Source organism: Lentzea xerophila (assembly GCF_051094245.1).
Taxonomy (GTDB): Bacteria; Actinomycetota; Actinomycetes; order Mycobacteriales; family Pseudonocardiaceae; genus Lentzea; species Lentzea xerophila.
On record NZ_CP194934.1, the window covers coordinates 3769544 to 3795687 of the forward strand.

General features: G+C 69.9%; 29 protein-coding genes. 12 read left to right on the forward strand and 17 right to left on the reverse strand.

What is annotated here, in order from left to right:
• Window positions 1-43: 43 nt before the first annotated feature.
• On the forward strand, window positions 44-1015 hold the full coding sequence (locus tag ACRSBM_RS17950) for a GlxA family transcriptional regulator (protein WP_434444637.1): 972 nt from the start codon (window positions 44-46) through the stop codon (window positions 1013-1015).
• Here the strand turns inward: ACRSBM_RS17950 and ACRSBM_RS17955 are convergent.
• The 5 genes from ACRSBM_RS17955 to ACRSBM_RS17975 form a co-directional block, all read right to left on the reverse strand.
• Window positions 966-2024 carry a GrpB family protein gene (locus ACRSBM_RS17955; protein WP_434444639.1) on the reverse strand — a complete coding sequence of 353 codons (1059 nt, stop codon included), beginning with the start codon at window positions 2022-2024 and terminating at the stop codon, window positions 966-968. The genes ACRSBM_RS17950 and ACRSBM_RS17955 overlap by 50 nt on opposite strands.
• 30 nt (window positions 2025-2054) lie before the next feature.
• Window positions 2055-2927, reverse strand: a complete 873-nt coding sequence (gene ligD / locus ACRSBM_RS17960; protein ID WP_434444640.1) for a non-homologous end-joining DNA ligase — start codon at window positions 2925-2927, stop codon at window positions 2055-2057.
• Window positions 2917-4359 (reverse strand): non-homologous end-joining DNA ligase, encoded by a 1443-nt coding sequence (gene ligD / locus ACRSBM_RS17965; RefSeq protein ID WP_434444642.1) that lies wholly within the window; start codon window positions 4357-4359, stop codon window positions 2917-2919. The genes ligD (ACRSBM_RS17960) and ligD (ACRSBM_RS17965) overlap by 11 nt, the downstream gene beginning before the upstream one ends.
• Entirely contained in the window at window positions 4360-5181 is an 822-nt protein-coding gene (locus ACRSBM_RS17970; protein WP_434444643.1) for a Ku protein, read from the reverse strand.
• Between the two features lie 129 nt (window positions 5182-5310).
• Window positions 5311-6288, reverse strand: coding sequence for a tyrosine-type recombinase/integrase (locus tag ACRSBM_RS17975; RefSeq protein WP_434453104.1), 978 nt, complete (start codon window positions 6286-6288; stop codon window positions 5311-5313).
• A gap of 176 nt (window positions 6289-6464) precedes the next feature.
• On the opposite strand from ACRSBM_RS17975, the gene ACRSBM_RS17980 reads away from it, so the two are divergent.
• From ACRSBM_RS17980 to ACRSBM_RS18000, 5 genes are all read left to right on the forward strand, one after another.
• A complete protein-coding gene (locus tag ACRSBM_RS17980) occupies window positions 6465-7364 on the forward strand; it encodes a hypothetical protein (RefSeq protein WP_434444645.1) in 900 nt (299 codons plus the stop codon).
• Window positions 7361-7966 (forward strand): AAA family ATPase, encoded by a 606-nt coding sequence (locus ACRSBM_RS17985; protein ID WP_434444647.1) that lies wholly within the window; start codon window positions 7361-7363, stop codon window positions 7964-7966. Before ACRSBM_RS17980 ends, ACRSBM_RS17985 begins: the two co-directional genes overlap by 4 nt.
• 5 nt (window positions 7967-7971) lie before the next feature.
• Window positions 7972-9438 carry an ASCH domain-containing protein gene (locus ACRSBM_RS17990; RefSeq protein ID WP_434444649.1) on the forward strand — a complete coding sequence of 489 codons (1467 nt, stop codon included), beginning with the start codon at window positions 7972-7974 and terminating at the stop codon, window positions 9436-9438.
• A 1076-nt stretch (window positions 9439-10514) separates the two neighbouring features.
• Window positions 10515-11009 (forward strand): DinB family protein, encoded by a 495-nt coding sequence (locus tag ACRSBM_RS17995; protein WP_434444651.1) that lies wholly within the window; start codon window positions 10515-10517, stop codon window positions 11007-11009.
• A gap of 72 nt (window positions 11010-11081) precedes the next feature.
• Window positions 11082-11888, forward strand: a complete 807-nt coding sequence (locus ACRSBM_RS18000; protein WP_434444653.1) for an LLM class flavin-dependent oxidoreductase — start codon at window positions 11082-11084, stop codon at window positions 11886-11888.
• On the opposite strand, the gene ACRSBM_RS18005 is transcribed toward ACRSBM_RS18000, so the two are convergent.
• A complete protein-coding gene (locus tag ACRSBM_RS18005; protein WP_434444655.1) occupies window positions 11868-12428 on the reverse strand; it encodes a TetR/AcrR family transcriptional regulator in 561 nt (186 codons plus the stop codon). The genes ACRSBM_RS18000 and ACRSBM_RS18005 overlap by 21 nt on opposite strands.
• A gap of 9 nt (window positions 12429-12437) precedes the next feature.
• On the reverse strand, window positions 12438-13310 hold the full coding sequence (locus ACRSBM_RS18010) for an SDR family NAD(P)-dependent oxidoreductase (RefSeq protein ID WP_434444657.1): 873 nt from the start codon (window positions 13308-13310) through the stop codon (window positions 12438-12440).
• Between the two features lie 58 nt (window positions 13311-13368).
• Here ACRSBM_RS18010 and ACRSBM_RS18015 point away from each other — a divergent pair, with 58 nt between their 5' ends.
• Window positions 13369-13614 carry a hypothetical protein gene (locus ACRSBM_RS18015; protein ID WP_434444659.1) on the forward strand — a complete coding sequence of 82 codons (246 nt, stop codon included), beginning with the start codon at window positions 13369-13371 and terminating at the stop codon, window positions 13612-13614.
• Here ACRSBM_RS18015 and ACRSBM_RS18020 read toward each other — a convergent pair.
• Window positions 13587-13853 carry a hypothetical protein gene (locus tag ACRSBM_RS18020; protein ID WP_434444661.1) on the reverse strand — a complete coding sequence of 89 codons (267 nt, stop codon included), beginning with the start codon at window positions 13851-13853 and terminating at the stop codon, window positions 13587-13589. The two genes, ACRSBM_RS18015 and ACRSBM_RS18020, sit on opposite strands and share 28 nt — an antisense overlap.
• A 2-nt stretch (window positions 13854-13855) precedes the next feature.
• Entirely contained in the window at window positions 13856-14800 is a 945-nt protein-coding gene (locus tag ACRSBM_RS18025) for a helix-turn-helix transcriptional regulator (protein WP_434444663.1), read from the reverse strand.
• Window positions 14801-14948: 148 nt separating this feature from the next.
• Here ACRSBM_RS18025 and ACRSBM_RS18030 point away from each other — a divergent pair, with 148 nt between their 5' ends.
• Window positions 14949-15698, forward strand: coding sequence for a ZIP family metal transporter (locus ACRSBM_RS18030; RefSeq protein ID WP_434444665.1), 750 nt, complete (start codon window positions 14949-14951; stop codon window positions 15696-15698).
• Between the two features lie 41 nt (window positions 15699-15739).
• Here ACRSBM_RS18030 and ACRSBM_RS18035 read toward each other — a convergent pair whose 3' ends face one another.
• Both ACRSBM_RS18035 and ACRSBM_RS18040 read right to left on the reverse strand, forming a co-directional pair.
• A complete protein-coding gene (locus tag ACRSBM_RS18035) occupies window positions 15740-16369 on the reverse strand; it encodes a class I SAM-dependent methyltransferase (RefSeq protein ID WP_434444667.1) in 630 nt (209 codons plus the stop codon).
• A gap of 61 nt (window positions 16370-16430) precedes the next feature.
• Window positions 16431-17129, reverse strand: coding sequence for an SDR family oxidoreductase (locus ACRSBM_RS18040; RefSeq protein ID WP_434444668.1), 699 nt, complete (start codon window positions 17127-17129; stop codon window positions 16431-16433).
• Window positions 17130-17495: 366 nt separating this feature from the next.
• Here ACRSBM_RS18040 and ACRSBM_RS18045 point away from each other — a divergent pair, with 366 nt between their 5' ends.
• Both ACRSBM_RS18045 and ACRSBM_RS18050 read left to right on the forward strand, forming a co-directional pair.
• Window positions 17496-18359, forward strand: coding sequence for a sucrase ferredoxin (locus ACRSBM_RS18045; RefSeq protein WP_434444670.1), 864 nt, complete (start codon window positions 17496-17498; stop codon window positions 18357-18359).
• A 65-nt stretch (window positions 18360-18424) separates the two neighbouring features.
• On the forward strand, window positions 18425-18952 hold the full coding sequence (locus tag ACRSBM_RS18050; RefSeq protein WP_434444672.1) for an AAA family ATPase: 528 nt from the start codon (window positions 18425-18427) through the stop codon (window positions 18950-18952).
• Here the strand turns inward: ACRSBM_RS18050 and ACRSBM_RS18055 are convergent, their stop codons facing one another.
• Both ACRSBM_RS18055 and ACRSBM_RS18060 read right to left on the reverse strand, forming a co-directional pair.
• Window positions 18953-19540, reverse strand: a complete 588-nt coding sequence (locus ACRSBM_RS18055; RefSeq protein ID WP_434444674.1) for a TetR/AcrR family transcriptional regulator — start codon at window positions 19538-19540, stop codon at window positions 18953-18955.
• Window positions 19527-19733, reverse strand: a complete 207-nt coding sequence (locus ACRSBM_RS18060) for a hypothetical protein (RefSeq protein ID WP_434444676.1) — start codon at window positions 19731-19733, stop codon at window positions 19527-19529. Before ACRSBM_RS18060 ends, ACRSBM_RS18055 begins: the two co-directional genes overlap by 14 nt.
• 26 nt (window positions 19734-19759) lie before the next feature.
• On the opposite strand from ACRSBM_RS18060, the gene ACRSBM_RS18065 reads away from it, so the two are divergent.
• Both ACRSBM_RS18065 and ACRSBM_RS18070 read left to right on the forward strand, forming a co-directional pair.
• Entirely contained in the window at window positions 19760-20260 is a 501-nt protein-coding gene (locus ACRSBM_RS18065; protein ID WP_434444678.1) for a CGNR zinc finger domain-containing protein, read from the forward strand.
• A 170-nt stretch (window positions 20261-20430) separates the two neighbouring features.
• On the forward strand, window positions 20431-21855 hold the full coding sequence (locus ACRSBM_RS18070) for an amidase (protein ID WP_434444680.1): 1425 nt from the start codon (window positions 20431-20433) through the stop codon (window positions 21853-21855).
• A gap of 30 nt (window positions 21856-21885) precedes the next feature.
• Here the strand turns inward: ACRSBM_RS18070 and ACRSBM_RS18075 are convergent, their stop codons facing one another.
• The 4 genes from ACRSBM_RS18075 to ACRSBM_RS18090 all read right to left on the reverse strand — a co-directional run bounded on the left by ACRSBM_RS18075 (window position 21886) and on the right by ACRSBM_RS18090 (window position 26134).
• Window positions 21886-22962: a hypothetical protein gene (locus tag ACRSBM_RS18075; RefSeq protein ID WP_434444682.1), complete on the reverse strand. Its 1077-nt coding sequence runs from the start codon at window positions 22960-22962 to the stop codon at window positions 21886-21888.
• Window positions 22963-23046: 84 nt separating this feature from the next.
• Window positions 23047-24327, reverse strand: a complete 1281-nt coding sequence (locus tag ACRSBM_RS18080; RefSeq protein ID WP_434444684.1) for an RNA polymerase sigma factor — start codon at window positions 24325-24327, stop codon at window positions 23047-23049.
• Between the two features lie 13 nt (window positions 24328-24340).
• Entirely contained in the window at window positions 24341-24763 is a 423-nt protein-coding gene (locus ACRSBM_RS18085) for a YciI family protein (protein WP_434444686.1), read from the reverse strand.
• A gap of 162 nt (window positions 24764-24925) precedes the next feature.
• Window positions 24926-26134, reverse strand: a complete 1209-nt coding sequence (locus ACRSBM_RS18090) for an SPFH domain-containing protein (RefSeq protein WP_434444688.1) — start codon at window positions 26132-26134, stop codon at window positions 24926-24928.
• Window positions 26135-26144: the final 10 nt, after the last annotated feature.

The following is a 26144-nucleotide window of genomic DNA, read 5'->3' on the forward strand; positions in this document are numbered from 1 at the left end:
CTCGCCGCTGACACACGACCACCGTGAGTGCTAGGAATCGCACATGCCGCAAGAATCCTCGCACCGCGTCGTCGTGATCGTCGACGAGAACTCCAACCCCTTCGAACTCGGCTGCGCCACCGAGATCTTCGGCCTGCACCGCCCCGAGATCGGCGGCCACCTCTACGACTTCCGCCTCTGCGCCCCCGAACCCCGCACACCGATGCGCGACGGCTTCTTCACCCTCACCGGCGTCACCGGCCTGCACGCCGCCGACACCGCCGACACCCTCATCGTCCCCAACCGGCCCAACATCGCCGCACCCCGCCACCCGGCCGTCCTCGACGCCATCCGCCGCGCCCACACCCGCGGAGCACGCCTCGTCGGCTTCTGCAGCGGCGCCTTCACCCTCGCCGAAGCCGGAGTCCTCGACGGCCGCCGCGCCACCGCCCACTGGCAGTGGGCCGACGACTTCCGCACCCGCTTCCCCCGCGTACGGCTCGAAACCGACGTCCTGTTCGTCGACGACGGCGACATCCTCACCTCCGCCGGCAGCGCCGCCGCCCTCGACCTCGGCCTGCACCTCGTCCGCCGCGACCACGGCGCCGAGATCGCCAACTCCGTCAGCCGCCGCCTCGTCTTCGCCGCCCACCGCGACGGCGGCCAGCGCCAGTTCGTCGAACGCCCCGTACCCGACCTGCCCGACGAGTCACTGGGCCCCGTCCTCGCCTGGGCCCAGCGCCACCTCGACACCCCGCTCACCGTCAGCGACCTCGCCACCCGCGCCGCCGTCAGCCCGGCCACGATGCACCGCCGCTTCCAGGCACAACTCGGCACCACCCCACTCGCATGGCTCACCGGCGAACGCGTCACCCTCGCCTGCCGGCTCATCGAACTGGGGGAGCAGCGCTTCGACGTCGTCGCCCGCCGCACCGGACTCGGCACCGCCGCCAACCTCCGCGCCCTCCTCCGCCGTCAGACCGGCCTCACCCCGTCGCAGTACCGCCGCCGCTTCGGCCCAGCGCCCGCAGGATGATCCGCTCCACCACACGGGTCTTCTCGTCCGCGTAGTCCTGCACCCGGCGCCACGTCCGGCCCGCCAACGCCCGCTTGACCCGCTCGTACTCCTCCCGGTCCCGCGGATGCGTGCGCAGCCGATCGCGGAACACCAGCATCCGGTCGACCTCCTCACACCCAGGGGAGAAGACGTGCAGGTTCACGTTCGGCACCGTGCCCTTGAGCAACCGGTGCTCATGCCACCCCGGCTCACGCAACCGCAGGTAGTAGCCCGCCCGCACCAACGCCGGCACATAGGCGTCCTCATCACGCGAATCCGGCACCACCAGCAGAATGTCGATCAACGGCTTCGCCGCCAGCCCCGGCACCGACGTCGACCCGCAGTGCTCCAGCAGCACGATCCCGCCGCCCAGAGCGGACCGGATCTTCGCCTCCTCAGCCGCGTACCACCGCGGCCATGCCGAGTCGTACTCCGCCAGCACGACCGGGGCGTCGTGCGGCGGGTCCTCCGTCACGAACTCCACCACGCCCGGATCCGCCCGCCACGCCACATAGGCGCGTTCGAGGATCTCCAGCACGACCTCGGACTTCGCGTCCACGTAGTCCTGCACCCGGTCCCACTCCCGCGCCGCCAGCCCCCGCTTGGCCGACGCGTACAACTCCCGATCGGCATCGTTGCCGCGCAACCAGTCCCGCAACACCACATGCCGCCGCACCTGAGCACACCCACGCCCGAACACGTGCAACTCGACGCCCGGCCCCGTGAGGATCCGGTACCCGTGCCAGTCGTCCTCCCGCACCACCACCCGATACCCCACCGCCTCCAAGGCGGGCACGTACGACACCTCGTCGCGGGGATCCCCGACCACCAGCATCACGTCGACCAACGGCCGCGCGCACAGCCCCGGCACCGCCGTCGACCCCACATGCTCCAGCTCCGCACCCGGCAACGCCGTCAGAATCCGCTCGCGTTCCCGTTCATAGCGGCCAGGCCAGGCAGAGTCATAGCCGACGAGCTCGACGTTCACAGCACGACCCCCAGGCCGCCGAACAGAAGATCAACCCCCGAACAGCTCACCCACCGAACCCACCCGCTCCAAAACCTCATCCGCCGTGAACACCAGATCCTCCACGACCTCGCACTCCTCGACCTCGTCCCACGTCACCGGCGTCGACACCGTCGGCCGCTCCCGCGCCCGCAACGAGTACGGCGCCACCGTCGTCTTCGCCGGATTGTTCTGCGACCAGTCGATGAACACCTTCCCGGTGCGCTGCGCCTTCGCCATCGTCGCCACCACCAGCTCCGGCATCTCCCTCGCCAGCCGCTGCGCCACCGCCTTCGCATACTCCGACGTGTCCTTCGCCGGCGCATACGCGTACACCTGCATGCCCTTGTTCCCCGACGTCTTCACCCACGAATCCACACCGTCGTCATCCAGCACCACCCGCACCCGCTCAGCCACCCGGCAACACTCCACGACCGTCGCCGGCGCACCCGGATCCAGATCGAACACCAGCAGATCAGGATCCCGCTTACCCCCACGCGGCCCCACCGTCCACTGCGGAACGTGCAACTCCAACGCCGCCAGATTCGCCAGCCACACCACCGTCGCCAACTCGTCCACCATCACGTAGTTGACCGTCTCGTTGCCCCTCGAACTACCCGGCGACTCCAACCGCACCGTCCGCACCCACTCCGGACGATGCTCCGACGCGTTCTTCTCGAAGAACCACTTCCCGTCCACCCCGTTCGGATACCGCTTCAACGTCACCGGACGGTCCTTCAGATGAGGCAACAGCACCGGCGCGATCCGCGTGTAGTAGTCGATCACCTCACCCTTGGTGAACCCGAACTCCGGATACAACACCTTCTCCAGGTTCGTCAGCTTCAGCACGCGATCCTCCACGCGCACCGTGGCGTCACTGCTCAACCCGACGCACCTCCTCCGGCGCCTTGTCCGGACGCAACCCCCGCCACGCCGGAAACCGCATCCGCCCATCCGGCGTCCACTGCCGGAACACCACCTCCGCCACCAGCTCCGGCTCCACCCACCTCGCGCCCTTCGACCGCTCCCTCGGCATCTCCGTCACGAACGGCGACGACCGGCGCGCCAACGCCTTCAACCGCGGCGTCAGCACCGCCAGCTCCGCATCGTTGAACCCCGTGCCCACCGACCCCGCGAACGCCAGCCCGCCATCCTGCGGAATACCCAGCAACAACGCCCCCACCACACCGGACCGCTTGCCCTCACCCATCCGCCAGCCGCCGATCACCACCTCCTGCGCCATCAGATCCGTGATCTTGCGCCACACCGGCGACCGCATCCCCGGCTGGTACACCGAATCCAGGCGCTTGGCCACCACGCCCTCCAGGCCCTGCTCCCGGCTCGCGGCCAGCACCGCCGCACCGTCCTCGTCAAAGGACGGGGGAGTGAGCCAGCTCGGACCCCTCAACTCCAGCCCGCGCAACAACTCACGACGTCGCCGAAACGGCAGCCCGAGCAACGAAGTGCCATCGAGGTGCAGCAGATCGAACAACAGAAGCGTGACCGGATACAGCCGCGCCGCCCTGCGCGCCGCATCGGACTTGCTCACGTGCATCCGGTTCTGCAACGCACTGAAACTCGGCCGGCCACCCTGCAACGCCACGATCTCCCCGTCGAGCAGCGCCTCCGTCGACCCCAGCTGCTCACCGACACCCTGCAGCTCCGGATACGCGACCGTGATGTCGTTCCCCAGCCGCGACCACGCCTGCACCCGGCCACCCTCCACCCGCAGGATCGCCCGGACGCCGTCCCACTTGAACTCATACGCCCACAGATCATCATCGTCGTGGGGGAGAGGCCCAGGCACCGCCAGCATCGGCTTCACCTGCTCGGGCAGCACCTGCCAGTCCGGAAGCGCCGGAGCGTGCCGGCGCTTCATCATCCAGTTCCTGTCGTCCTTGCCCGACCGGAAGAACACGAACTGCCCCTGGACGCGCTGACCGTGCAGAACGACGTCGACCTCGCGGTCCGACCACTTCACCGTCTCGTAGCGGCCGCGGTCCCAGATGAACATCTCGCCGCCGCCGTACTCACCCTTCGGAATCTCACCCGAGAACTCCGCGTACTCCAACGGATGATCCTCGGTGTGCACCGCAAGCCGCACCACATCCGTCGTCGGCGGCAAACCCTTCGGCACCGCCCACGACACCAACACACCACCACGCTCCAGCCGCACATCCCAATGCAAACTGCTCGCGTGATGCTCCTGGATCACGAACGTGTCATCGTTGCCCCTCGGCAACGCGTCCACGTCCGGAACGGGCTCCGGCGTCCTGGCCGGATCCCGCTTGCGCCGGTACTCGTCGAGCCCGGCCATCTACGCCGACGAAGCCTTCTTCTTCGCAGGAGCCTTCTTCGCGCCCTTACGGCCCGACTTCGCCTTCTCCACACTGCGCTCCAGCGCCGTCATCAGATCGATGACATCGCCCTTCTCCTCGGCCTCCGGCTGCTCGGGCAACTCCGCACCCTCCGCCTTCGCCGCGATCACCTTCTCCAGCGCGTCCCGGTAGTCGTCGGTGAACGTGTCCGGATCGAAGTCACCCGCCATCGACTCCACCAGCGACGTCGCCATCTTCAACTCCTGCGGCCGCACCTCGACGTCGGAATCCAGGAAGTCGAACTCCGCCTTGCGGATCTCGTCCGGCCACAACATCGTGTGCATCACCAGCACGTCATCACGCGCCCGGATCGTCGCCAGCGTCTCCTTCTGCCGGATCGTGATCTTCACGACCGCCAGCTGGCCCGTCTTCACCAAAGCGTCCCGCAGAAGCACGTACGGCCGCGCCGCCGCCTTGTCCGGCTCCAGGTAATACGTCTTCTGGAAGTAGATCGGATCGATCTCCTCCGCCGGCACGAACTCCAGGACGTCGATCGACTTGTCGGTCTTCACCGGCAGCTTCTCGAAGTCCTCGTTCTCCATGATCACCATCCGGCCGTCGTCCAGCTCATAGCCCTTGGTGATGTCCGAAAACTCGACCTCTTCACCGCACACCGAACAGACGCGCTTGTACTTGATGCGCCCGCCGTCCTCCCGGTGCACCTGGTTGAAACGGAAGTCGTGCTCCTCGACAGCCGTGTAGAGGCGCACGGCGATCGTCACCAACCCGAAGGAGATGGCCCCACGCCACACGGATCTCATTCTCATTGGGTACCCCTGAGATGCGGTTCACGCACTATCAGGTCACCCACCTGGCCTAACGATCCGGCAACGGAGCGACCCCCGGCTCACGCGTACCAGCCGAGAGTGCCCCATGACGGTGGAGCACCGCTAGATGTCCCTGAGCGCCCGGTACGTCCTGTTACTCGCCACCGCGGCCCTGCGCTCCCGCGCCGTCGCCTCGATGTAGTTCTGACTCGTCGCCAGACTCGCGTGCCCGAGCAACGCCATGATCTCGCTCGCACTCGCACCGTCCTCCGCCAGGCGCGTGGCGAACGTGTGCCGCAACGCGTGCAGATTCGCACCCGTCGGCACCCGGTCGTTCAGCCCCGCCCACCGGAAACACGACTTCACCAGGTACTCCAGACCACCCCGCCCGATCGGCTCACCGTGGCGGTCCCGCAGCAACGCCGAGTCACGGTCGAAACGCCCCTGTGGGAACCGCTGCCTGCAGCTCTGCAGGTAGGCGTCGACGATCCGTTCCATCGGCGGCTCGATCGGCACACTCCGGTCCCGGCTGCCCTTGCCCTTCACGTGCAACCTGCGGTCGCCCTCCCGCCCGACGACCGACGCGAGCGTCAAGGTCCGCATCTCCGCACTGCGCAGGCCCGCGACCAGGCCCAGCGCGATGACCAGCACGTCCCGCTCCGGCCACGGGTCACGACCCTTCCGCGCACCCTCTGCGGCGGCCGTGAGCAGCTGTTCCGGCGTGTCCTCGCCCCGCAGCGGCTTGGGGACGAGGGGAGGGGTCCTGGGCCGGGCGACGGCGCCCATCGGGTTGCCGGCGATGAGGTCCTCCGCCACGCAGAACGTCAGGAACTGGTTCCACGTCGACCAGGCCCGCAGCACGGAGCTCTTGGCGTGGGTGTCCGCGAACAACCCGAAAGCGTTGCGGAGGTTGGCCCCGGTGAGGTCCTGGATCGCCAGATCCTCGACGGGGGAGGAGAGGGTCTGCGCCAGGAGCGTGTTCACGCCGGACAGATCGCGCCGGTAGGCCGCCGTCGTGTGCGGCGAGTCCTTGCGGGTTCGGCGGGCGAGGAAGAAGGCGTCCTGGGCGGCGAGCACGTGCATATGGATCTTGTACCGCACACCACCGACAATTCCGTGCGCTACCGGTGGGCTCACGTATTCCAACGTCACGAGTTCGGGGCCCGCAAGACGTCGGCGTAGACGGGCCGGGTGCGCGTCCCGCAGGCAGCCTCGCGTTGCGTCACACCGCAGGCAATTGCTGGGCTTTTTCTGGGCATCGTGCTTCACTCCACTACATGCCCAGAAAAAGCCCAGCACAGGACGAGGTAGTCGCCGCGGTCGGGCAGCTGCTGCGCCGCGGACTGCCGGTCACCCTGGCGGCCGTGGACCCGGTGCTGCTGGACCTGCGCGGAGTGATCGCTCGGACGGTCGACCCGGCGGACCAGGCCAGCCGCGCCACGGCGCTGGATGGGACATTGCGCGGTCTGCTGGCCCGGTTCCCCGATGCCCGGTACGCGGCGGCGGCACGGGCGCTGTTCGGCCTGCCGCCAGCCACACAGGGAATCAACCTGACCGTGCGGCGCGAGCTCGCGGCCGAGCAGGCCGGTCACGAGGTGCACCACTTCCGCAAACGGATCGAACCGAAGCTGGTGGCGACGCTAGCGGCCGAGTTGCTCGCCGATGCCGATCGGTTCACCCGCTCGCCACTGATCGCGCCCCGGCTCGCACCAGCGGCCACGCGTCAGCCGGTAATCGCCGACCCGTTCGCGTGGGAGGTGGCCGAGCAGGAGCAGCAGCTCTCGCTGTTGTGGTCGGCCATCTATGCCGCCCGCGCCGAGCTACTCGCCGTGGAACGGCTGATCAGCCTGCGGGCTGACCGGACCGACGTCATCCGCGCCGCCGTGACCGCCGCGTGGCGGTGGGCCGTCGCCCGTGCCGAGGCGATCAGCTACACCACCGCCTTCGCCCCCGACCTCGCGGTCGACGACCTGACGACACTGGCCGGATGGGCCCCGGCTCTCACCGCAGCGCAGGCCTCGCGGATGACCGAGGCCGCCGCCGGGGGCGCGAGCCGTGAGCAGTTCGTCGCGCATCTGCACGGCGAGACCGGCCTTGGCAACACCTGGACAGAAGGCTTCCTCACCGCTCCACCATCCCTCGAACCCCGCCCCGACAACGAGAACGGAAACCCGTGACCAGCATCAACCCCAACCTGTCCGCTGCGCTCGCCGCTGCGGCGGCCGGCAACCCACGCCGCTACGTCATCACCGGCGGCCCATCTTCGGGCAAGGACGACCTGATCAGTGCGGTGCACGCCGCCGGGATCCCGTGCATGGTCGACGAGCCGGGTCGCGAGATCTACCGCAAGCACCGCGAACGCCTCGGACGCCACCTGCAGAAGGACGACCGGCGCGAGTACTCGCTGGAGGTCCTGGAAGCGTTCGTCGCCGAGTACACCGCACACGTCCACGGAATCCGCTTCTACAACCGGGGGATCCCGGACGGCTACGGCTGGGAAGGCTTCTTCGGCCTCAAGCCCACACTTGAACTCGAGGAAGCGACGAAGCGGTACCGGTACGACGCGATCTTCGTGCTGGACCCGCTGGACACCTTCGAGGACCCCGACGACATCGTATGGGCCAAGGAACGCGAGATCCGCCGCGTCCACGAGCTGATCGTGCAGGGCTACTACGACGCCGGCTACGAACCGGTGTTCGTCGCCGCCGACGCGGCAACCGCCCGGCTGGACTTCATCTGCGCCAACCTGCGACTGCCCAAACCCAGTCGAGGAGCGTGAGTCTCATGTCCCGCAGCGAAAAACCCGCACTGCTCCTCTCACCGAACAGCATCCTGGCCAACGCACTACTGCGCTCGATCGACCTACTCCGGCCCCGCGTGCTCGCCGCCCGCCCGAAGCGGATCGAGTTCGTAGTCGGCACGCAGATCAACGGCGCCCCGCACCTGGGGACGAACCTGGTGCAGACCGCGGCGTTCCTGCTCGCGAAGATCGCCCGACGGGAGTTTTCCATCGACACCGTGGTGCGGTGCGGCGCGCTGGACAACGCGCCGCACACCGTCGACCTTGACCCGGAAACCCACCACGCCTACCAGAAAACCTACTTCCACGCCCTGGGCAAGGACCAGATCGGTGAGCTGATCGAGGGCTACTACCAGGCGGTCTTTCGCTCGCTGTCGGAGGCGACGGGCACGGCGTACGAGGTGGAGACCTACACCGACCAACAGGCCACTCCCGGTTTCCGGGCGGAGTTCCTGCGCACGTTGGAACGGCTGGAGGACATCCGCTGGTGGATGGCGCCCAGCCACGGTGTGGTGCACATCCGGGTGCCGTGCCCGGACTGCGGATGGGCGGAAAAACGCGCCGACCGCACCCGGCTCGCCCACCTCGATGAGGACGGCGCCACCTTTACAGCGGTCTGCATGGACCACGGCAACTACGAGGTCCACATCGACCCCGAGGACGACGCCCCGTACCTCGACCTGGCGACGCTGTACCGGAATCTGGTCAAGGAACGCGCGTTCGGCCGCGATACCGATGTGCTGCACGTGATGCTCAAGGGCGGCGACTGGGCTTTCGGCTGCCAGCTCGTCGACGGCGCACTTGGCGCGCTGGGCACGCCGGCCGCGCAGATGCCGATCCGCGTGTTCACCCCGCAGGTGCTCGCCCCGACAGGCGCGAAGCTGTCGAAATCGCTACTGCGTGAGCAGGGACGCGCCGCGCTCCCGCCTGACGTCGAGCCATGGATGCTCGACACCACCGCCTGGCCCGGCACCGTCGACGACTATGTCGACGCACTGGTGTGGCTGGTCGGCGAGCTTCTCCAAGACCCCAAGCACTTCTTCCGCTCGTTCACCGTCAAGGAACTCGGCCGACTCATGACTCTGCGTCCTAGCGAACCCGCCGTTCGCGCCCACGAGATGGGCATCTACAAGCGCTACTTCGACCTGATCGCCACCGGCCGCAAGACAACGGAGATCCGCGTCAACGACTCCAGCCGCCGCAGCATCAAGCCCGGCTCGCTGATCCGATTCAACTGCCAGGGCGACAACGTCCTGACCCGCGTCACCAAGGTCAACCGCTACACCAGCTTCGAGGAGATGTTCGACCACGAACCCGTCGCCTCGGTCAACCCGACCGCCACCCGCGCCGACCAGCTCGCCAACATCCGCCAGATCTACCCGCCCGAACGCGAAATCCTCGGTGTGGTCGCCATCGGCATCGAACTCGTCGACCCGCCTCGGCTTGCCTGACACGAGCATCAGCCCAGATCGAGAACTGGCTGCCACTCTGCAGACGATCGTCAGTTGACGCCGCGAGCGGTAGCACACAATGGCTCGATGCAACCTCGCGCCCCGAAGGACTTGTGGGGAGCGACCTGGCCAACGGAGTGGGATCCGAACCTCGGACCCGACCTCCCCGCTGACGGACGCCTCTTCGAGCTTGAACACTGGAAGTACCGCTGGCCGACCGGATGCAGGCGTCCGGCAGAGCTGATCCGTGGCGCTTTGGTCTTCTACGGCCTGTTCGACCACCGCGACGTCGAGATCGCCACATGCATGCCACCATGACGACCCCAGGGGAGGGGAGTGCTCGAAATCTGCCTCGCGCGCCTGGTGAGCTGCAGCTCATCGGGCCTAGAACCGCAGGTAAGAGGTTGAGTTCGACCGCCGCGCCGGACCGCAGACCGATCGCCAACATGTCGACGTCATAAGTTCGCAGGTTCTGCAACTCATGCTGGTCTGTGCTGGATAATGGCGATTATGCATGAAATGTCCGTTTCGCCGGGTTTGACTCGGCGGCGGGACGCGCTGGACCGGGTGGCGTCACTTGTCGGGGATCGCGAGCGTAATGGCGCCCCGCCGCGTACGTCTCACTGACGACACGTCGGTGGCGACCGCGCTCCGGCATCGCCGTGGTTCAGATGTTGTGGCGTCTGCAAGAGCAGCCGGCCTGCCCGTTGGCTGACGCTTGCAGACGCGCAACACGGGCGGATTCGGCCCCTTCTGGACGATCTTCGCAGGTCGCCGTTTCGCCGATAATCTACATTATGTCAAGTAACGTGGATTTGGGTCGCTGAGGACGCTCTCCTGGCAGGCTGCGGGCCGCCGATTTCGCCTCTGTCTTTGGTGTGTGCGTCCACGCTCCGGCAGTGCTGCCCCTTCGAGTGCGCTCCGGCTTGGCTCGTTGTCTGCTGCTGGTGCCGACGTCCGCGACTCCGGCGTCCGCGTCGCTGTCACTTCCCGGTCGGAGGTGATGTGGAGTTACGTCACCGTGGCGATAGGAATCAACAGCGGTGTGCGACGCCGGCGTGGCAGGCTCCGGTCTTGTGATCGACGACTTCGCCAAGGAGTACCTGCACAGCGATCTGCGCGAGGTGCGGGAGGTGATGGTGTGGAAGCTCGGGGGCCTTTCCGATTCCGAGATGCGTCGTCCGCTCACCGCGAGTGGCACGAACCTGCTCGGTCTGGTGAAGCACCTGGCGTTGTCGGAGTCGCGGTACTTCGGTGAGGTGTTCGGCCGGCCGTTTCCCGAACCGTTGCCCCGGTGGGACGACTTGGCGGCGCGCGGTGCGGACATGCGGGCGGCCGAGGGTGAGTCGCGTGAGGAGATCGTGGCGCGTTATCGGCGCGTGTGGGTGCATTCGGATGCGACGATCTCTGCTCTTGCGGTGGACTCCCCTGGTCATGTGCCGTGGTGGCCGCGTCCGGACGTGATGTTGTTCAACGTGTTGGTGCATGTGTTGACGGAGACGTCGCGGCACGCGGGGCACGCTGACATCCTGCGGGAGCAGATCGACGGCGCGACGGGAGTCGGCTGGTGAGCCTCTCCCCTGTTTTCCCAGCTCACGCGCTTGTGGACGATCTTGTCGGGGGTGCTTGTCACACTCGGGGGCATGCGATTCGCGATCTATGTGCCGGGGTTCGGTCCGTCGCTGGGTGATCCGTCGGTTCTGGTGTCGCTCGCCGTCGCCGCGGAGGAGGCGGGGTGGGACGGGTTCTTCCTGTGGGATCACGTGGTGGTGCCGGAGGAGCCGGTGGTGGCTGATCCGTGGGTGACGCTGGGTGCGGTGGCGGCGCGGACGTCGAGGATCACGGTGGGGCCGTTGGTGACGTCGTTGGGGCGGCGGCGTCCGTGGAAGGTGGCCGCGGAGGCGTCGACGTTGCAGCGGTTGTCGGGTGGCCGGCTGGTCCTGGGGGTGGGTGCGGGTGTGCCGCAGGACTACTCCCCCTTCGGCGAGCGGGTGTCGCGGGCCGAGGCGATGTCGGACGGTGTGGAGTTGGTGACGGCGTTGTTGTCGGGCGGGGTGGTGGAGCACCGGGGGCCGGTGTTCCGGGCGAGTGGTGTGCGGTTCGCGCCGGTGGAGGTGCCGATTTGGGTGGGTGGGAACTGGCCGCGGGAGGCGCCGTTTCGTGCGGCGGGGCGGTCGGCTGGGGTGGTGCCGGCGACGTTCGGTGCGGAGGGGTTGGTGGTGCTCTCCCCCGAGGATGCGGCTCGGGTGAAGGCGGACTTCGTGGCGTCGGGCGGGCCTGTTGATGGTGATGTGGTGCTGTGGGGTGGTGCCGAGTTACCCGAGGACGTGCGCGGGTACGAGGACGCCGGGGTGACGTGGATGCTGACCGACGGTGGTGCGCGGGGGCTGGAGGAGCTGCGGGCGTTCGTGGCGGCTGGTCCCCCGCGGTCAGGCGGCGAGGCCTCGTAGGAGGGTGTCGAGGTAGCGGCGTGCGGCGGGGAGGCGGTCGGCCGGGGTCGCGCTGTGGACGTAGGTGGCGTAGGCGATGCCGCACAGGAGTGGGACGAGGTCTGCGTCGGCGAGGTCGGAGCGGACGGTGCCGGCGTCGCGGGCTCGGGCGAGTAGCTGGGCGCCGATGGCCATGACCTGGTTTTTGAGTTCGGTGGTGCGGGGCAGGACGTCGTCGCTGGTGGCGGAGACCTTGGCGAGGGCGGGGTCGGTGACCTGGCCTTCGACGAGCCGGGTGACGAAGGTGGAGAAGGCCTGCCAGGGGTTGTCGTCGTCGAGGGCTGTGCGGCCGTGGTCGGCGAGGGTTTCGAGGCAGGGTGTGGCGACGGTTTCGAGGAGTGCTTCGGGTGTCGGGAAGTGCCGGTAGACGGTGCCGACGCCGAGTCCTGCGCGGCGGGCGACGTCGTTGAGTTGCAGCGGGGTGCCTTCGTCGACGAGTTCTCTGGCGACGGTGAGGATGTGTTCCCAGTTGCGGGCGGCGTCCTTTCGCTGCGGTGTCATGCCTTCAGCTTAATTGGATATGCCATCCGGAACGTGGTGGAGCGGGGCGTGCTTCTCGCTGAGTGCGCGCACGGCTTTGACGATGCGTGGGTTCGTCGCGGCGCGGTGGGGTTTCACGGGTGTGGCTTTGGAGCCGATGACGGTGCCGGTGGCCAGTGTCTGGTCGGTGGCGGCGACGATCGACGGGCGCGCGGCGGTGGAGGCCGGTCCGGAGGTGGCCCAGTGGAGGGTGCGGCGCACGAGTGGCCAGAGCAGTCTCAGTCCGGGTGAGACGATCTTGGGTTTGAGCGAGTGGCCGCTGGTCATGTCGGTGGCGGCGCCGCCGGGATCGGCGGCGAACACGGACACGCCGCTGCCCCGCAGCCGCCGGGCGAGGTCGAGGGTGTAGGCGAGGTTCGCGAGCTTGGCGCGTCCGTACCAGTGGAAGCCGTAGTAGCCGCCGGGCGGTTCGACCTCGTCGAAGACCTTCTTGGCGAGGATGGCCGCTTCTGATGTCACGTTGACGATGCGGCCGGTGAGCACGGGGAGCAGGAGTTCGGTGAGCAGGTAGGGCGAGAGGTGGTTGACGACGAACGAGGCTTCGACGCCGTCGAGTTCGGTGTGGTCTTCGAACATGGCGCCGACGTTGTTGACGAGTACGTCGAGTTCTCCGTCGGCGGTGATCCGCGTGGCGAGGGTGCGGACCTGGTCGAGTGAGCTGAGGTCGGCCTGCAGGAACCGGGCGGGCTCCCCCGCTCTGGCGTTGATCCTCTCGACGGCGCGGGCTCCTCGTTCGGCGTTGCGTCCGACGATGGTGACGGCGAATCCGGCGTCGGTCAGTCCGAGGGCGGTTTCGAGTCCGATGCCTCCGGTGGCGGCGGTGACGAGTGCTGTGCGTGCCATGATGTCCTCGATCCGGATAGTGAATCCGTTTGTTGGGTCGACGCTAGCACACATTCGGATGAGCTATCCGTTTCTCGGTCGCGCGGATGCTGCCGTGGGTCTCGGGGTGGATCTCGGAGTGATCGGCCAGGCGGGCATGTCCACGGGAGCGAACGGCGATGACCTGGTGCTGTTCTTCGCGCGGGCCAGGTCATCGCGAGCGAGTTCGCCGAGCCGGAGCCGGACCGTCTCGATGACGGCACGCACCGCGGGCAACTGGACGTCGGCCGGACGTGGTCAGGCGGGCCAGAGCGGCTGCTGCTGAGCCGGGTCTTGGATGGCCGCGGTCAGCGCCGCCGCCATCGCCGCCAGTTGCGCCTCGGTGAGGTCGCGCTCCCCCACCCGTCGCAGGATCTCCGTGCGGGAGCACACCACGACGGCTCCTGTGTGGCCGCCGAGTTCCGCGGCGGCCACGATCCGTGTCGATCCGGTGTGCACGACCAGGATCGGGTCGGGCGTGTCGGTGTAGAGCAGCCGCTCGATGTCCCGTCCGGTGATGGCCATGCTCAGTCTTGTACGGCGCGGGCGTAGCGGGCCGCAAGAGAGCGAACGTGTGCCACGAGCTCGGGTGGCGAGGTGACCTCGAAGTCGAAACCGAGCATGCCGATCCACACCGCGAGCGTCTCGACGGAGTCCGAGCCGGTCACGAGCACGCACGAGTCGGAGTCCACGGCTTCGACGGTGCCGATGGCGGCGTGGACGCGGGCGGCGACGGCGTCGGCCGGGGCGTGGACGAGGACGCGGGCCTGGAAGCGCCAGGCGGCCTGGCTGACGCGGGAGGCGACGTAGGTGGTGGCGTCGAAGTCGCGTGGCGGGAAGCGGGGGCCGAACGGGGGCTGGGGCGGCACGATGCGGTCGACGCGGAAGCTGCGCCAGTCCTGCTTGTCGGCGTCCCAGGCGACGAGGTACCAGCGGCGGCCCCAGTTGACGAGGCGGTGGGGTTCGGCGCGGCGCCGGGTCGGGGTGCCGTCGTGGGAGTGGTAGTCGAAGCGGATGGTCTCGCTGTCGCGGCAGACGGCGGCGAGGGTGGACAGCAGTTCCGGGTCGAGGGCGGGGGCCGGTGAGTCGCGTGGGACGGACTCGACCTGTTCGAGGGCGGCGACGCGGTGGCGCAGCCGGGAGGGCAGGACCTGTTCGAGTTTGAGCAGGGCGCGCAGGGAGACCTCTTCCAGGCCGGTGACCGCGTTGGTGCGCAGTGCGGCGGCCACGGCGACGGCTTCGTTGTCGTCGAGCAGCAGTGGCGGGAGTTCGGCTCCGGCGCCCAGGCGGTAGCCGCCGAACGATCCGGTGGTGGCGTTGACGGGGTAGCCGAGCTCGCGCAGGCGGTCGACGTCGCGGCGCACGGTGCGGGGGCTGATCTGCAGTTCGTCGGCGAGTTCGCTGCCCTGCCAGTCGCGGCGTGACTGCAGCAGGGCGAGCAGGCGCAGCAGGCGCGCCGAGGTCTCCAGCATGGACGCACACTTTAGGTCAGGACGTGGCCACAACTCCGGTCTTGGTTGTGACGTGCTCCCATGCCGTTGACGACGCGGCCGGGTGCGGACACGACGTGCGGGAGCCGTTGGCGGGCGACCTGAGGGGGTTCTCGCCAAGATGGTGACCATGCCCCAATGGGTCGAAGCGGGTGTGTGGGGACTGGCGGGCGGTGGTGCGCTCGTGGTGGGTGCGCTCGTCGCCTGGTTCCTGCGCGTGCCCCGGGCCGTGGTCGCGGTGGTGATGGCGTTCGGCGCGGGTGTGCTGACCGCGGCGGCGGCGTTCGAGTTGATGGATGAGGCCGAGCAGACCGGTGGCCTGCTCGCGACCTCCGCGGGGTTCCTCGGCGGGGCCGTGGCGTACGTGCTGGCCAACGTGCTGCTGGCCCGGCGTGGGGCGCGGCACCGCAAGCGCAGCAGCAACCAGCCCACCGAGTCCGAGCAGGCGGGCAGCGGCACGGCCATCGCGGTCGGCGCGTTGCTCGACGGCGTGCCTGAGTCCGTGGTGCTGGGGGTGTCGCTGCTCAGCGGCGGCGGGGTCGGGGTGGCGATGCTGGCGGCGGTGGTGATCTCGAACGTGCCGGAAGGCCTGTCCAGCGTCGCCGGCATGAAGCAGGCGGGTCGCGGCCCCGGGTACGTGTTCGGGGTGTGGGGTGCGATCGCGGTGGCGAGCGGGCTGTCCGCGGCGCTGGGCAACCTGCTGCTCGACGGCGCGTCACCGCGGCTCATCGCGGTGATCACGGCGGTCGCGGCGGGGGCGATCCTGGCGATGATCGCGGACACGATGATCCCCGAGGCCTACGAACGTGCCCGCCTGTACACGGGGCTGTGCACCACGGCCGGGTTCCTGACGGCGTTCGTGGTGGAACGTCTGGGCTGACGACCACGCCGCGCCGGCCGGGTACCGATTCCGGCTGGGTCCTAAGCGCGCCACACGGTCGCGCTGCGGGTCTCGGTGCTCTCCAGCGTCAGCGGCACCGGCACCTCGTAGCGGGCCTGCGCGGTGAACCGGTCGCGGGGCAGGTGTGCCCGGTCCGGATCGCCGAGCAGGACCACCGCGCCCCGTGCGGCGGCCCTGGTGAGGAACGGCAGCACCAGCGCGGTGATCTTCGCGTCGTAGAACACGTCACCGGCGAGCACCACGTCGGCTCCGTGGGCGTCGCTGTCGAGCTGGTCACCGCCCAGCGTGGTGATCGTGACGTCGTTGGCGGCGGCGTTGAGCTCCACCGCGGCGAGCGCGAGCGGGTCGATGTCGTTGGCGGTGACCGAGTCCGCTCCGGCCAGCGCGGCGGCGATCGCCACGAGGCCGGAGCCGGACGCGAGGTCGAACACCTTCTTGTCGCGCACCAGCCCGGAGTTGTCCAGCACGTGCCGTGCGAGGGCCTGGCCGCCCGCCCAGGGGAACGCCCAGAACGGCGGCTGGTCGTGGCGGGTCAGCTCCCACAGGTCCAGTGCCTCGACCGCGCTGTGCAGCCCGACCTCGGGCACCAGCGGCACCGGGGCCAGCGTCGTGTGGGCGAGCACGAAGTCGGTGAGCGTGGGCGCGGACATGACGCTGAAGCTTAGGGCTGTCGCGCGCGGTGGCCGCAGAGGCGAAAGGCCGCAGATCCGCTCAGGTCCCGCCGGTCACCCGCAGGATCGATCCTGTCGCGTAGGACGCCTCCTCCGACAGCAGCCACGCGATGGCGTTCGCGATCTCCTCCGCCTCACCGGGCCTGCCCATCGGCACGCGTCCGGCGACCTTGTCCGGGCGGTCGGGCTGGCCGGAGAGCTGGTGGATGTCGGTACGGATGGTGCCCGGCTGCACGCCGTTCACCCGGATCCCGCGCGGCGCGAGCTCCTTGCCCAGGCCGATCGTCAGCGCGTCCACGGCGGCCTTGGTGGCGGCGTAGTGCACGTACTCCCCCGGACTGCCCAGCGTCGCCGCGCCCGACGACACGTTCACGATCGCTCCCCTGGTCATCCGCCGCGCCGCTTCCCGCGCCACGAAGATCGCGCCGATGACGTTGACGTCCACGACGCGGCGCAGGTCCTCGGTGCGCAGCTGCGCCAGCGGCCCGGACGGGGAGGTGATGCCGGCGTTGTTGACCACGCCGGTGATGTCGTCACCGGCGGCGTCGAACAGGCGTGCCACGTCGTCCTCGTTCGCGGTGTCGGCCTGCACGGCGAGCACGCCGAGCTCCTTCTCGAGCAGGCGCGCCTGCTCGGCGGCCTGGCGGTAACTGATCACGACCCGGTGCCCGTCGCGCACGAGCCTGCGCGCGGTCGCGGCACCGATACCCCGGCTTCCCCCGGTGATCACCGTTGTCATGCCACCCACCCTAAGACGTTCGGACGGGCGAACCCCTGGCCCTGGCGGTGCTGGCGCTGCTGTCGGAGCGACCCATGCACCCCTACGAGATGGCGTGGCGATGCCGCGCGCCGAACGCTGCCGGGCTGGGCTGGTTCGCCACCGCCACCCACCACGCCGACGCCCTTGACCCGGCCGGGCGTGACGTCGCCGGCCCAGGACATAAGCCGCTCTTGTTTCGGCTTGGCCGGTGTGGTGAAGCCAGCCATTAGATACAAGGGCCGCCACACCCGGCGCGATCCACACGGCGAGGTTCATGATCGAAGTAACGGAAATTAAGTAAGGGCGGCCTAAGTCCTCACCCGAACGGCCGTATAGAGTGTGCGAATGAGGTGCTCGATACTCTCCGAGTTCGCGGGCGAACCGCTGGCCGGCACGGCCGCGACCGCGACGGCGTGGCTGTGTCTGGAACAGCCGGGCCCGTGGGGCCGTGACGCCCTGCTGGAGAGCCACCTCGACCCCGAACTCGGCGCCGAGCTGCAGCGCCGCGCCGAGGGCACGGGGGTGCGCATCCTGCTGATCCGCCGTCCCGGCAAGCACGCCGACGACCACGTGCCCGCGCGGCGCCGGCTGTACCTGGCCTCGGCGAGGCCCGGCGCGTCGTGGCTGGAGCAGGCCGATCTGGCCACTCCGGAGGAAGCGCTCGAGCTCGACTTCGCCGCTCTGGGCGCGGGCCGTTCGACGGCGTTCGGCACGCCGGTCCATGATCCGTTGCTGCTGATCTGCACGAACAGCAAGCGCGACGTCTGCTGCGCCTTGTACGGGCGTCCGATCGCCACCGCGCTGAACCTGTGGGAGTGCACCCACACCGGCGGGCACCGCTTCGCGCCCACCGGAGTCCTGCTGCCCACTGGCCACCTGTACGGGCGTATCGACCACCAGTTGGCCGAGCGTGTCGTCACCGAGGGCATCGTCGCCGATCGCTGCCGGGGCCGTTCCTGCTTCACGCCGCGCGGGCAGGTCGCCGAGGTCGCCGTGCGCCGGCAGATCGGTGAGACCCGCGACGTGCTCACCGTCGCCGCCGAGACGGCGGACTCCGCGACCGTGCGGCACTCCGACGGGCGTGAGTGGCGGGTGGCGCTCGCCGAGCAACCGGTGCCGGCGCGACCGGCCAGTTGCGGCAAGTCACCGGACATCGCGATCGCGCTGGTGGCGACGGCGATCGACGAGCTGGCGAAGGTCGGCCGCTAAGGGCCTGGCCCGGACCGCGAGCTCGCCCGGCAACGGGTCGGAGCGACGCCGCTAGCCTTGATCAAGTGCCCCGGCTGATCCACCTCAACGGCCCCACCGGCGTCGGCAAGTCCACGATCGCCGCCCGCTACGCTGCCGACCATCCCAGGACGCTCAACCTCGACGCCGACGAGATCGTGCGGCTCGTCGGCGGCTGGCAGGACGACTTCTACGGCGCGGTCGGCCTGGTCCGCCCGCTGGCCCTCGTCATGGCGAGCACCCACCTGGCCTCCGGTCACGACGTCGTCATGCCGCAGCTGATCGCCGACCGCGGCCAGAGCGCCGCCTTCGCGCGGGCGGCCGCGTCGGCAGGCGCCGGCTACCTGGAGTTCGTGCTGCTCGCGCCACCCGAGACGGCGATCGACCGGTTCCGGCGCCGCGAGCACCACATCGACGCCGCCGTCGAGGCGATGGGCGGCGCCACGGTCATCCGCCGCATCTACGAGCACCTCGACGCCTACCTCACGCCCGCGTCGGTGGTCATCGAGACCGCCGGGGCCGACGTCGGGCAGACCTACGCGGCGCTGCTGGACGCCCTGGCCGCCGCGGTCTGACTAGCGCGACGGAGCCTTGGGCGCGGTCGCGGAGAACACGCCGATCCCCAGCGCGTACGGGTCGTCGAGCCCGACGGTCTCGAGCGTCTCCCTGGGCAGCGCGAGCAGTGAGATCGCCACGCCCAGGAAGTAGGCGTCGAGCAGGCCCGTGTCGCGCACCGTGGACGGCAGGCCCGCCGCCTGCTGCAGGGTGGCCGCGGCCTCGGCGTTGGCCAGCACCATGCCGGACAGGGCGGCGCGCACGCCGGGGCGGCGGACGGCTTCCAGGTACAGCTCGACCATCGCGAGCATCTGGGTCGGGTCGTCGGCGACCGCGCGGCGCAGCAGGGCCGGGTAGAGCTCGGCGACGTCGGAGGCGCTGATGTCGGCCGGGGTGGTCTCCCGCAGGCGCTGCACGGCGGCGCGGTGCAGCGACGTCATGCGGGCGGCACACGCGGTGAGAACGGCCTCGCGGGTCGGGAAGTAGTTCTTGGTAGTGCCGATGGGGACTCCGGCCTCGCGGTCGATCGCGCGGTGGGTCAGGCCCCGGCCGCCTTCCACCGCGAGGATCTGGATCGCGGTGTCGCACAGAAGATCACGACGGCTCACGGTCCGGGACACTAGCAAGATCACCACAGCCGTGGTGAGTCGGGGCGAACGTGCTGGTCCCGGCCGTCGCGGTGACCACTCCCCGTTCCACGACGAGGAACAGGCCGCAGACACAGCGCACGTAGGCGACCGGGCCGTGCGTGGAGACGGCGCCGGTGGCGGGCCAGTGGCAGGTGGGGCAGGTGGCGATCATGACCCCCAGCCTGGTGTCATGGTCTAGTGCATTTCAACCCTTACGGCGGGGCGGCCGCCGAGCTCGCCGCGGCGCTGGTCAACGCCGGCCCGGCCGATCCGCTGCTCGACGTGCTGAAAGCGTCCGACTACAAGCCCCTGGGCTCCCTCGACGCCCGCCAGGAACGTGACGTACGAGACTGGGTCGAGCAGCTGCGGCAGGTGTTCCGCCACCCCACGGTCGAGCTGCTCAACGAGCTGCTGGCCCGGTCGTCGACCACGCACTACATCTCCACCCACGACGGACGCGCCCCGCATCTGCACTACGCCCGTGAGGACGCACCGACCGACGTGCGGGTCAAGGCGTACACGGCGGCGGGCATGGCGGCGTTGTTCTGCGAGGACGCGCAGCGCATCGGCTGGTGCGACCGCGAGGGCTGCGACACGGTGTTCGTCGACACCAGCCGCAACGGCAAGAGGCGGTTCTGCTCCACCAGGTGCGCCAACCGCGTGGCCGTCGCGAACCACCGCAGCCGCCGGCCGGCATGACGGACGCGCCGGCTGGTGTCGATGACGTGGTGCAGGCGCCGGGCCGTGTAGTCGGAGCAGGGCTCCAGGCCGTAGGTGCGCGAGCGGTAGTCGGTGCCCGGCCGTCGCGGGAACTCTCGTGCGTGTTACTCCCATTCCGTAGATCACCTGCGGGCGCTTAGGGTCGGTTCATGGAGCTGACGGAGCTGTGTTTCGCCGGTGTCGCCAGGCAGGCGCAAGCCGTGCGGTCCGGCGAGGTGAGCGCGCGGGACCTGCTCGCGGAGCACCTGCGCCGCATCGAGCGGATCGATCCGCGGCTCAACGCGTTCCGGCTGGTCTTCACCGACAAGGCCCAGGCGGACGCCGCCCGGGCGGACGAGCTCAGAGCCGCCGGTGAGGACCTGCCGCTGCTCGGTGTGCCGATCGCGGTCAAGGAGGACATCGCGGTCGAGGGCCTGCCCACGACCAAGGGCACGAACGCCGCCCGCACCCCGCAGCCCGCGGACTCCGCGATCGTCACGCGGCTGCGCGAGGCCGGGGCCGTGATCATCGGCCGCACCCGCATGCCCGAGCTGGGGTTGTGGCCCTACACCGAAAGCTCCTGGGCGGGGCCGACGCGTAACCCGTGGTCGTTGACGCACTCCCCCGGCGGTTCCAGCGGCGGTTCGGCCGCCGCGGTGGCGGCGGGGCTCGCGGCGGCGGCGATCGGCACCGACGGCGCCGGGTCGATCCGCATCCCGTCCGCGGTGACCGGGTTGTTCGGGCTCAAGCCCCAGCGCGGCCGTGTCTCGCTGTCCCCGGAGCCGCAGATGCTGGACGGCCTGGTCGTGGCGGGGCCGATCACCCGCACGGTGCTGGACTGGGCGCTGGTCGCCGACCAGATCCGCGGCGCCGCACCCGGTGACGCGCACGTCGCCCACCCGCCGCGCACGAGCTTCACCGAGGCCGCGCGGACCGATCCGGGACGGCTGCGCGTCGGGGTGTCGCTGCGGCCGTGGGGTCCGGGCATCCCGATCGCCGACGAGGTCCGCGACGCCGTGCAGGACACCGCCGCGTTGCTCACCGACCTCGGCCACGACGTCGTGCGCCTCGATCCGCCGATGCGTGACGTCACCGCCTCCACGCGGTTCGCTGCCCGGTACCTGCACAACGCCCACCTCGCGCGAACCGGCATGGAGTTCCCTGACCTGGTCGAGCCCCGCACCCGCGCGGCCGGTGAGCTGGGCCGCCGTGTCCCGCGCGCCGCCGCCCGGTGGGCCCGCAAGGACGACGCGGCGCTCACCGCGTATGCGAACCGGGTCTTCACCTCGGTCGACGTGCTGCTCACCCCGGTGCTGACCCGGCCGCCGATCCGCGTGGGCGAGTGGGACGACCGCAGTGTCTTCACGGCGCTGCTCGCCGCCTCGCGCTACACGACGTTCCTGCCGCTGTGGAACATCGTCGGCAACCCGGCCGCGGCCGTTCCCGCCGGCCACACGTCGTCGGGTCTGCCGCTCGCGGTGCAGCTCGTGGGCCGTCAGCACGACGAGTGCACGCTGCTGTCGGTGTCGGCCCAGCTGGAGCGCGCGAGGCCGTGGGCGGACCGGACCCCGTCCGGTCTCGGTCAGGCGAAGTAGGACAGTTCGAGTACGGACTACCGGGAACGGTCAGAATCCGCGGCGGGACAACTCGTCGAGCAGTTCCCGATCGGCCGCGTGCCGTGACCTGATGTGGTCCAGGTAGTCCGCGAAGGCGTCGGGCTGCAGGCCGCGGAGCTGCTGCAGCCATTCGACGAGCAGTTCCTGCTCCTCGATGCCGCGCCGGGCGAGCTCGACCTCGACGATGCGCCGGTAGACCTCGACCGCCAGCCGGCCGCCGTCGCGCACGAGGTGGTCCACGAGCTCGGCGCGCAACGGCGGCCATTCGTCGGTGTGCACGACCAGCGCCCTGGCCTTGAGGTAGATGTCGAGGTTGGGGCGGGCGAAGAACGCCTCCCGGCACACCTGCACCGCCCGGTGCGCGGCGCCGCGCCGCAGGTGCTCCTCCACGGCCAGGTCGATCAGCCGCAGCGCCGCTCCCCTGCCGCCGACGGCACGCAGGCCGCGTCCGACCCAGTCCAGGGCCTCCTCGGAGCGGCCGCTGTCGCGCAGCACCGTGGCGATCTGCAGGTAGTGCCAGCCCGAGGACAGGTCCTTGGTGAGCACGAGCAGCTGCAGGTCGACGTCCTCGGTGTACTCGGCGAGCTCTTCCATGACGCGCAGCAACGCCCAGCGGGCGCGGTCGTAGCGGCCGGTCTCGCCGAACCCGATCACCGGCAGCGGCGCGAACAACGCCACCGCGCGGTCGCGGTAGTGCCGCAGGCCCTCGTCGTCGAGCGCGCCGGCATAGGCGGCCAGGCTCACGTCGGGCGCCTCGGGGTAGTGCAGCTGCAGGTCGAGCAGCCAGTCCGCGAGCCGCGCGGGGTCGGGGGTGATCTCGGCGCACGCGCGGGCGTGGGTGCTCAGGACGCGGTGGGCCAGTTCGGCGAGCTCGACCCGGTGTCTTCGGCTGGACGCGACCCCGTTGGCCAGCTGGGTGACGATCTGTTCGATCAGCGCCACGAGCTCCGGGCCGGGGTCGGTGACCAGCAACGACTGCAGCTCGATCGACACGGCGGTGAGCGCACGCCACTGCGCGGGCCAGTCGGCGCTCTCACTGTCGGCCTCGGCGAGCGCGGAGGCCACGGAGGCGGGCAGCGAGTGCATCACAACATCATTCCCGCGTCGCCCGGTCGAGTGCTACCTGTGTCGCCCTGACGGATTTGAGGTTCACCCCGCGTGGTCAGACGTTTACAGCTCGGCCAGCTTCCGGGTCAGCACGGCCCGCTCGCGTTCGTTGCCGCACAACTGAATGGCCTGCTCCAGCGCGGTGCGGGCCTCCTCGATCCGGCCGAGGCGGCGCAGCAGCTCTCCGCGCACCCCGGGTAGCTGGTGGGAGCCCTTGAACTCGTCGGCGGACGCGAGCGAGTCGACGATCGGCAGCGCGGCGGCGGGACCCTGGGCCATCGACACGGCGACGGCGCGGTTGAGGTCGACGACCGGTGACGGGGCGAGGCGGCCCAGGCCGTCGTACAAGGCGACGATGCGGTCCCAGTTCGTCTCCTCGACCGAGGACGCCAGCGCGTGGCATTCGGCGATCGCGGCCTGCAGCCCGTAGTAGCCGTAGCCGCGGCCCGCGTCGGCGGCCTTGGCCAGGGCGGCGCGGCCGCGGGCGATGGCGGAGCGGTCCCAGCGGCGCCGGTCCTGGTCCTCCAGCAGCACGGTCTCGCCGGCGGGGCCGCGGCGGGCCGGGAACCGCGCGGCGGTCAGCTCCAGCAGGGCGAGCAGGCTGTGGACCTCGGGTTCCTCTGGCATGAGCCGCGACAGGATCCTGGCCAGCCGCTGGGCTTCCCCGGCCAGGTCGAAGCGGATGACCTCGTCGCCGGAGCTCGCCGACGAGCCTTCGGTGAAGATCAGGTAGATGACGCTGAGGACCTGCGCGAGCCGCGCGGGGCGTTCGTTGACCGGCGGCACCTCGAACGGCACGTTCGCCGCGCCGAGGGTCTTCTTGGCGCGGGTGATGCGGGCCTGCACGGTCGCGGTGGGCACCAGGAACGCCCGCGCGATCTCGTCGCTGGTCAGACCGCCGATGACGCGCAGCGTCAGCGCCACCCCGGCCTCCCGCGACAGCACCGGGTGGCAGGAGGTGAACATCAGGGCGAGGGTGTCGTCGTCGATCTGGTCGGGGTCCCACAGCACGTCGTCCGGCGCCGGGCCGGGTTCGGTGGCGCCGGTGAGCGCGCCGCCCTCGGGCAGGTTGTGCGCCAGGGCGGCGTACTTCTCGTCGCGGGTGCCGCGGCGGCGGAACGCGTCGATCGCGCGACGCCGCCCGACGGTGAGCAGCCACCCCGCGGGGTTGTTCGGCACGCCCTCGCGCGGCCAGGTCACCAGCGCTTCGGCGAGTGCTTCCTGGGCGAGGTCCTCGGCCAGCGCGAAGTCGCCGGTGTAGCGGGTGAGCGCACCGATGATCCTGGCGGAGTCGATGCGCCACACCGCCGCGACGGCCTTGCGTCCCGTGGGGTCGCTGCTCATGGCCCTAATGAGATCAGAGCTGGTTGGTGGCCTCGCGCCAGGCCCGTTCCTTCTTGATCCACTCGTTGTCCTGCGGGAACTCGTCGATCGAGGGGACGCGGCGGATCTCGGTCTTGAACCCGGCGGCGGTCATCGGGGTGCGCTTGGCCCACTCGACCGCGTCCTGGATGGTCGGGACGTTGATCAGGTAGAAGCCGTTGAACAGCTCCTTGGTCTCCCCGTACGGGCCGTCGGTGACGACGGGCGGTTCGGAGGAGAAGTCGACGACCACGCCTTCCTCGGCGGGGGCGAGGCCTTCGGCGGCGATCAGCACGCCGGCCTCGATGAGCTCCTCGTTGAACCTGCCGACCGTCTCGAGCATCGTGTCGAAGTCGATGTCGCCGAGGTTGCCCCAGGCCTCGTCCGAGGTCACGCGCCAGATCAGCATGAACTTCATGTCGGTCTCTCCCAGTGGTTCGTGCGGTCCGTTGTGGACCCTTTCACGCTCAGGTCGAACGGGCAGCCGGTTCGATCGACACGCGCCCGGAAAAATCTTCGAGCGGACGAACGCGAGCGGCCCACCCCGGTGATCGGGATGGGCCGCTCGCGGTGGTGTTGCTCAGACCTGGTCGCCTGGCTGGTGCAGCGACCGGGGCTGTTCGGCCTCGAGCTCGGGCACCGGCGTGGCGGCGGCGACCGAGCGCGGCGGGGTGCTCAGCGGTCCGGGCACCTCCTGGCGTGCGACGGCCTCCGCGGCGGCGACCGCCTCGGCGACCTTCGGGTCGGACTTGAGGTCGAACCAGGCGGCGACCGACTCGTCCTCGTCCTCCGGGCGCGGCGACTCGCCCTCGTCGGCGGCCGGGGGCTCGTAGCGGAACACGCCGTCGTCGCCGGGGGCGCCGAGCATGCGGGCGAAGCCTTCGAGGGCCTTGCCGTAGTCGGACGGGATCATCCACACCTTGTTGGCGTCGCCCTGCGCCATCTGCGGCAGGGTCTGCAGGTACTGGTAGGCCAGCACCTCCGGGGTGGGCTTGCCCGCCTTGATCGCGGCGAAGATCTTCTCGATGGCCTTGGCCTGCCCCTGCGCCTGCAGGTACCGGGCGGCACGTTCACCCTGCGCGCGCAGGATCTGCGACTGCCGCTCCCCTTCGGCGGACAGGATCGCGGCCTGCTTGCCACCCTCGGCGGCGAGGATCTGCGACTGCTTCTGGCCCTCGGCGGTCTTGATGGACGACTCCCGCTGGCCCTCGGCGGTGAGGATCATGGCGCGCTTCTCGCGGTCGGCGCGCATCTGCTTCTCCATCGAGTCCTGGATGGAGGGCGGCGGGTCGATGGACTTCAGCTCGACGCGCGCCACCCGCAGACCCCAGCGGCCGGTCGCCTCGTCCAGGACGCCGCGCAGCTGGCCGTTGATGTGGTCGCGGGAGGTCAGCGTCTCCTCCAGGCTCATGCCACCGACGAGGTTGCGCAGCGTCGTGATCGTGAGCTGCTCGACACCGACGATGTAGTTGGAGATCTCGTACACCGCGGAGCGCGGGTCGGTGACCTGGAAGTACACGACCGTGTCGATGGACACCGTGAGGTTGTCCTGGGTGATCACCGGCTGGGGCGGGAACGACACGACCTGCTCGCGCAGGTCGATGCGGGCCCGCACCTTGTCGATGAACGGCACCATGATGTTCAGGCCGGGCGCCGCGGTGGTGCGGAAGCGGCCGAGGCGTTCGATGACGGCGGCCTGCGCCTGCGGGATGACCAGCACCGACTTGACGGCGATGGTCAGCACGAAGATCGCGATGACGGCCACGACCACAAGGGTGATCGGGTCCAACTCAGGTCAC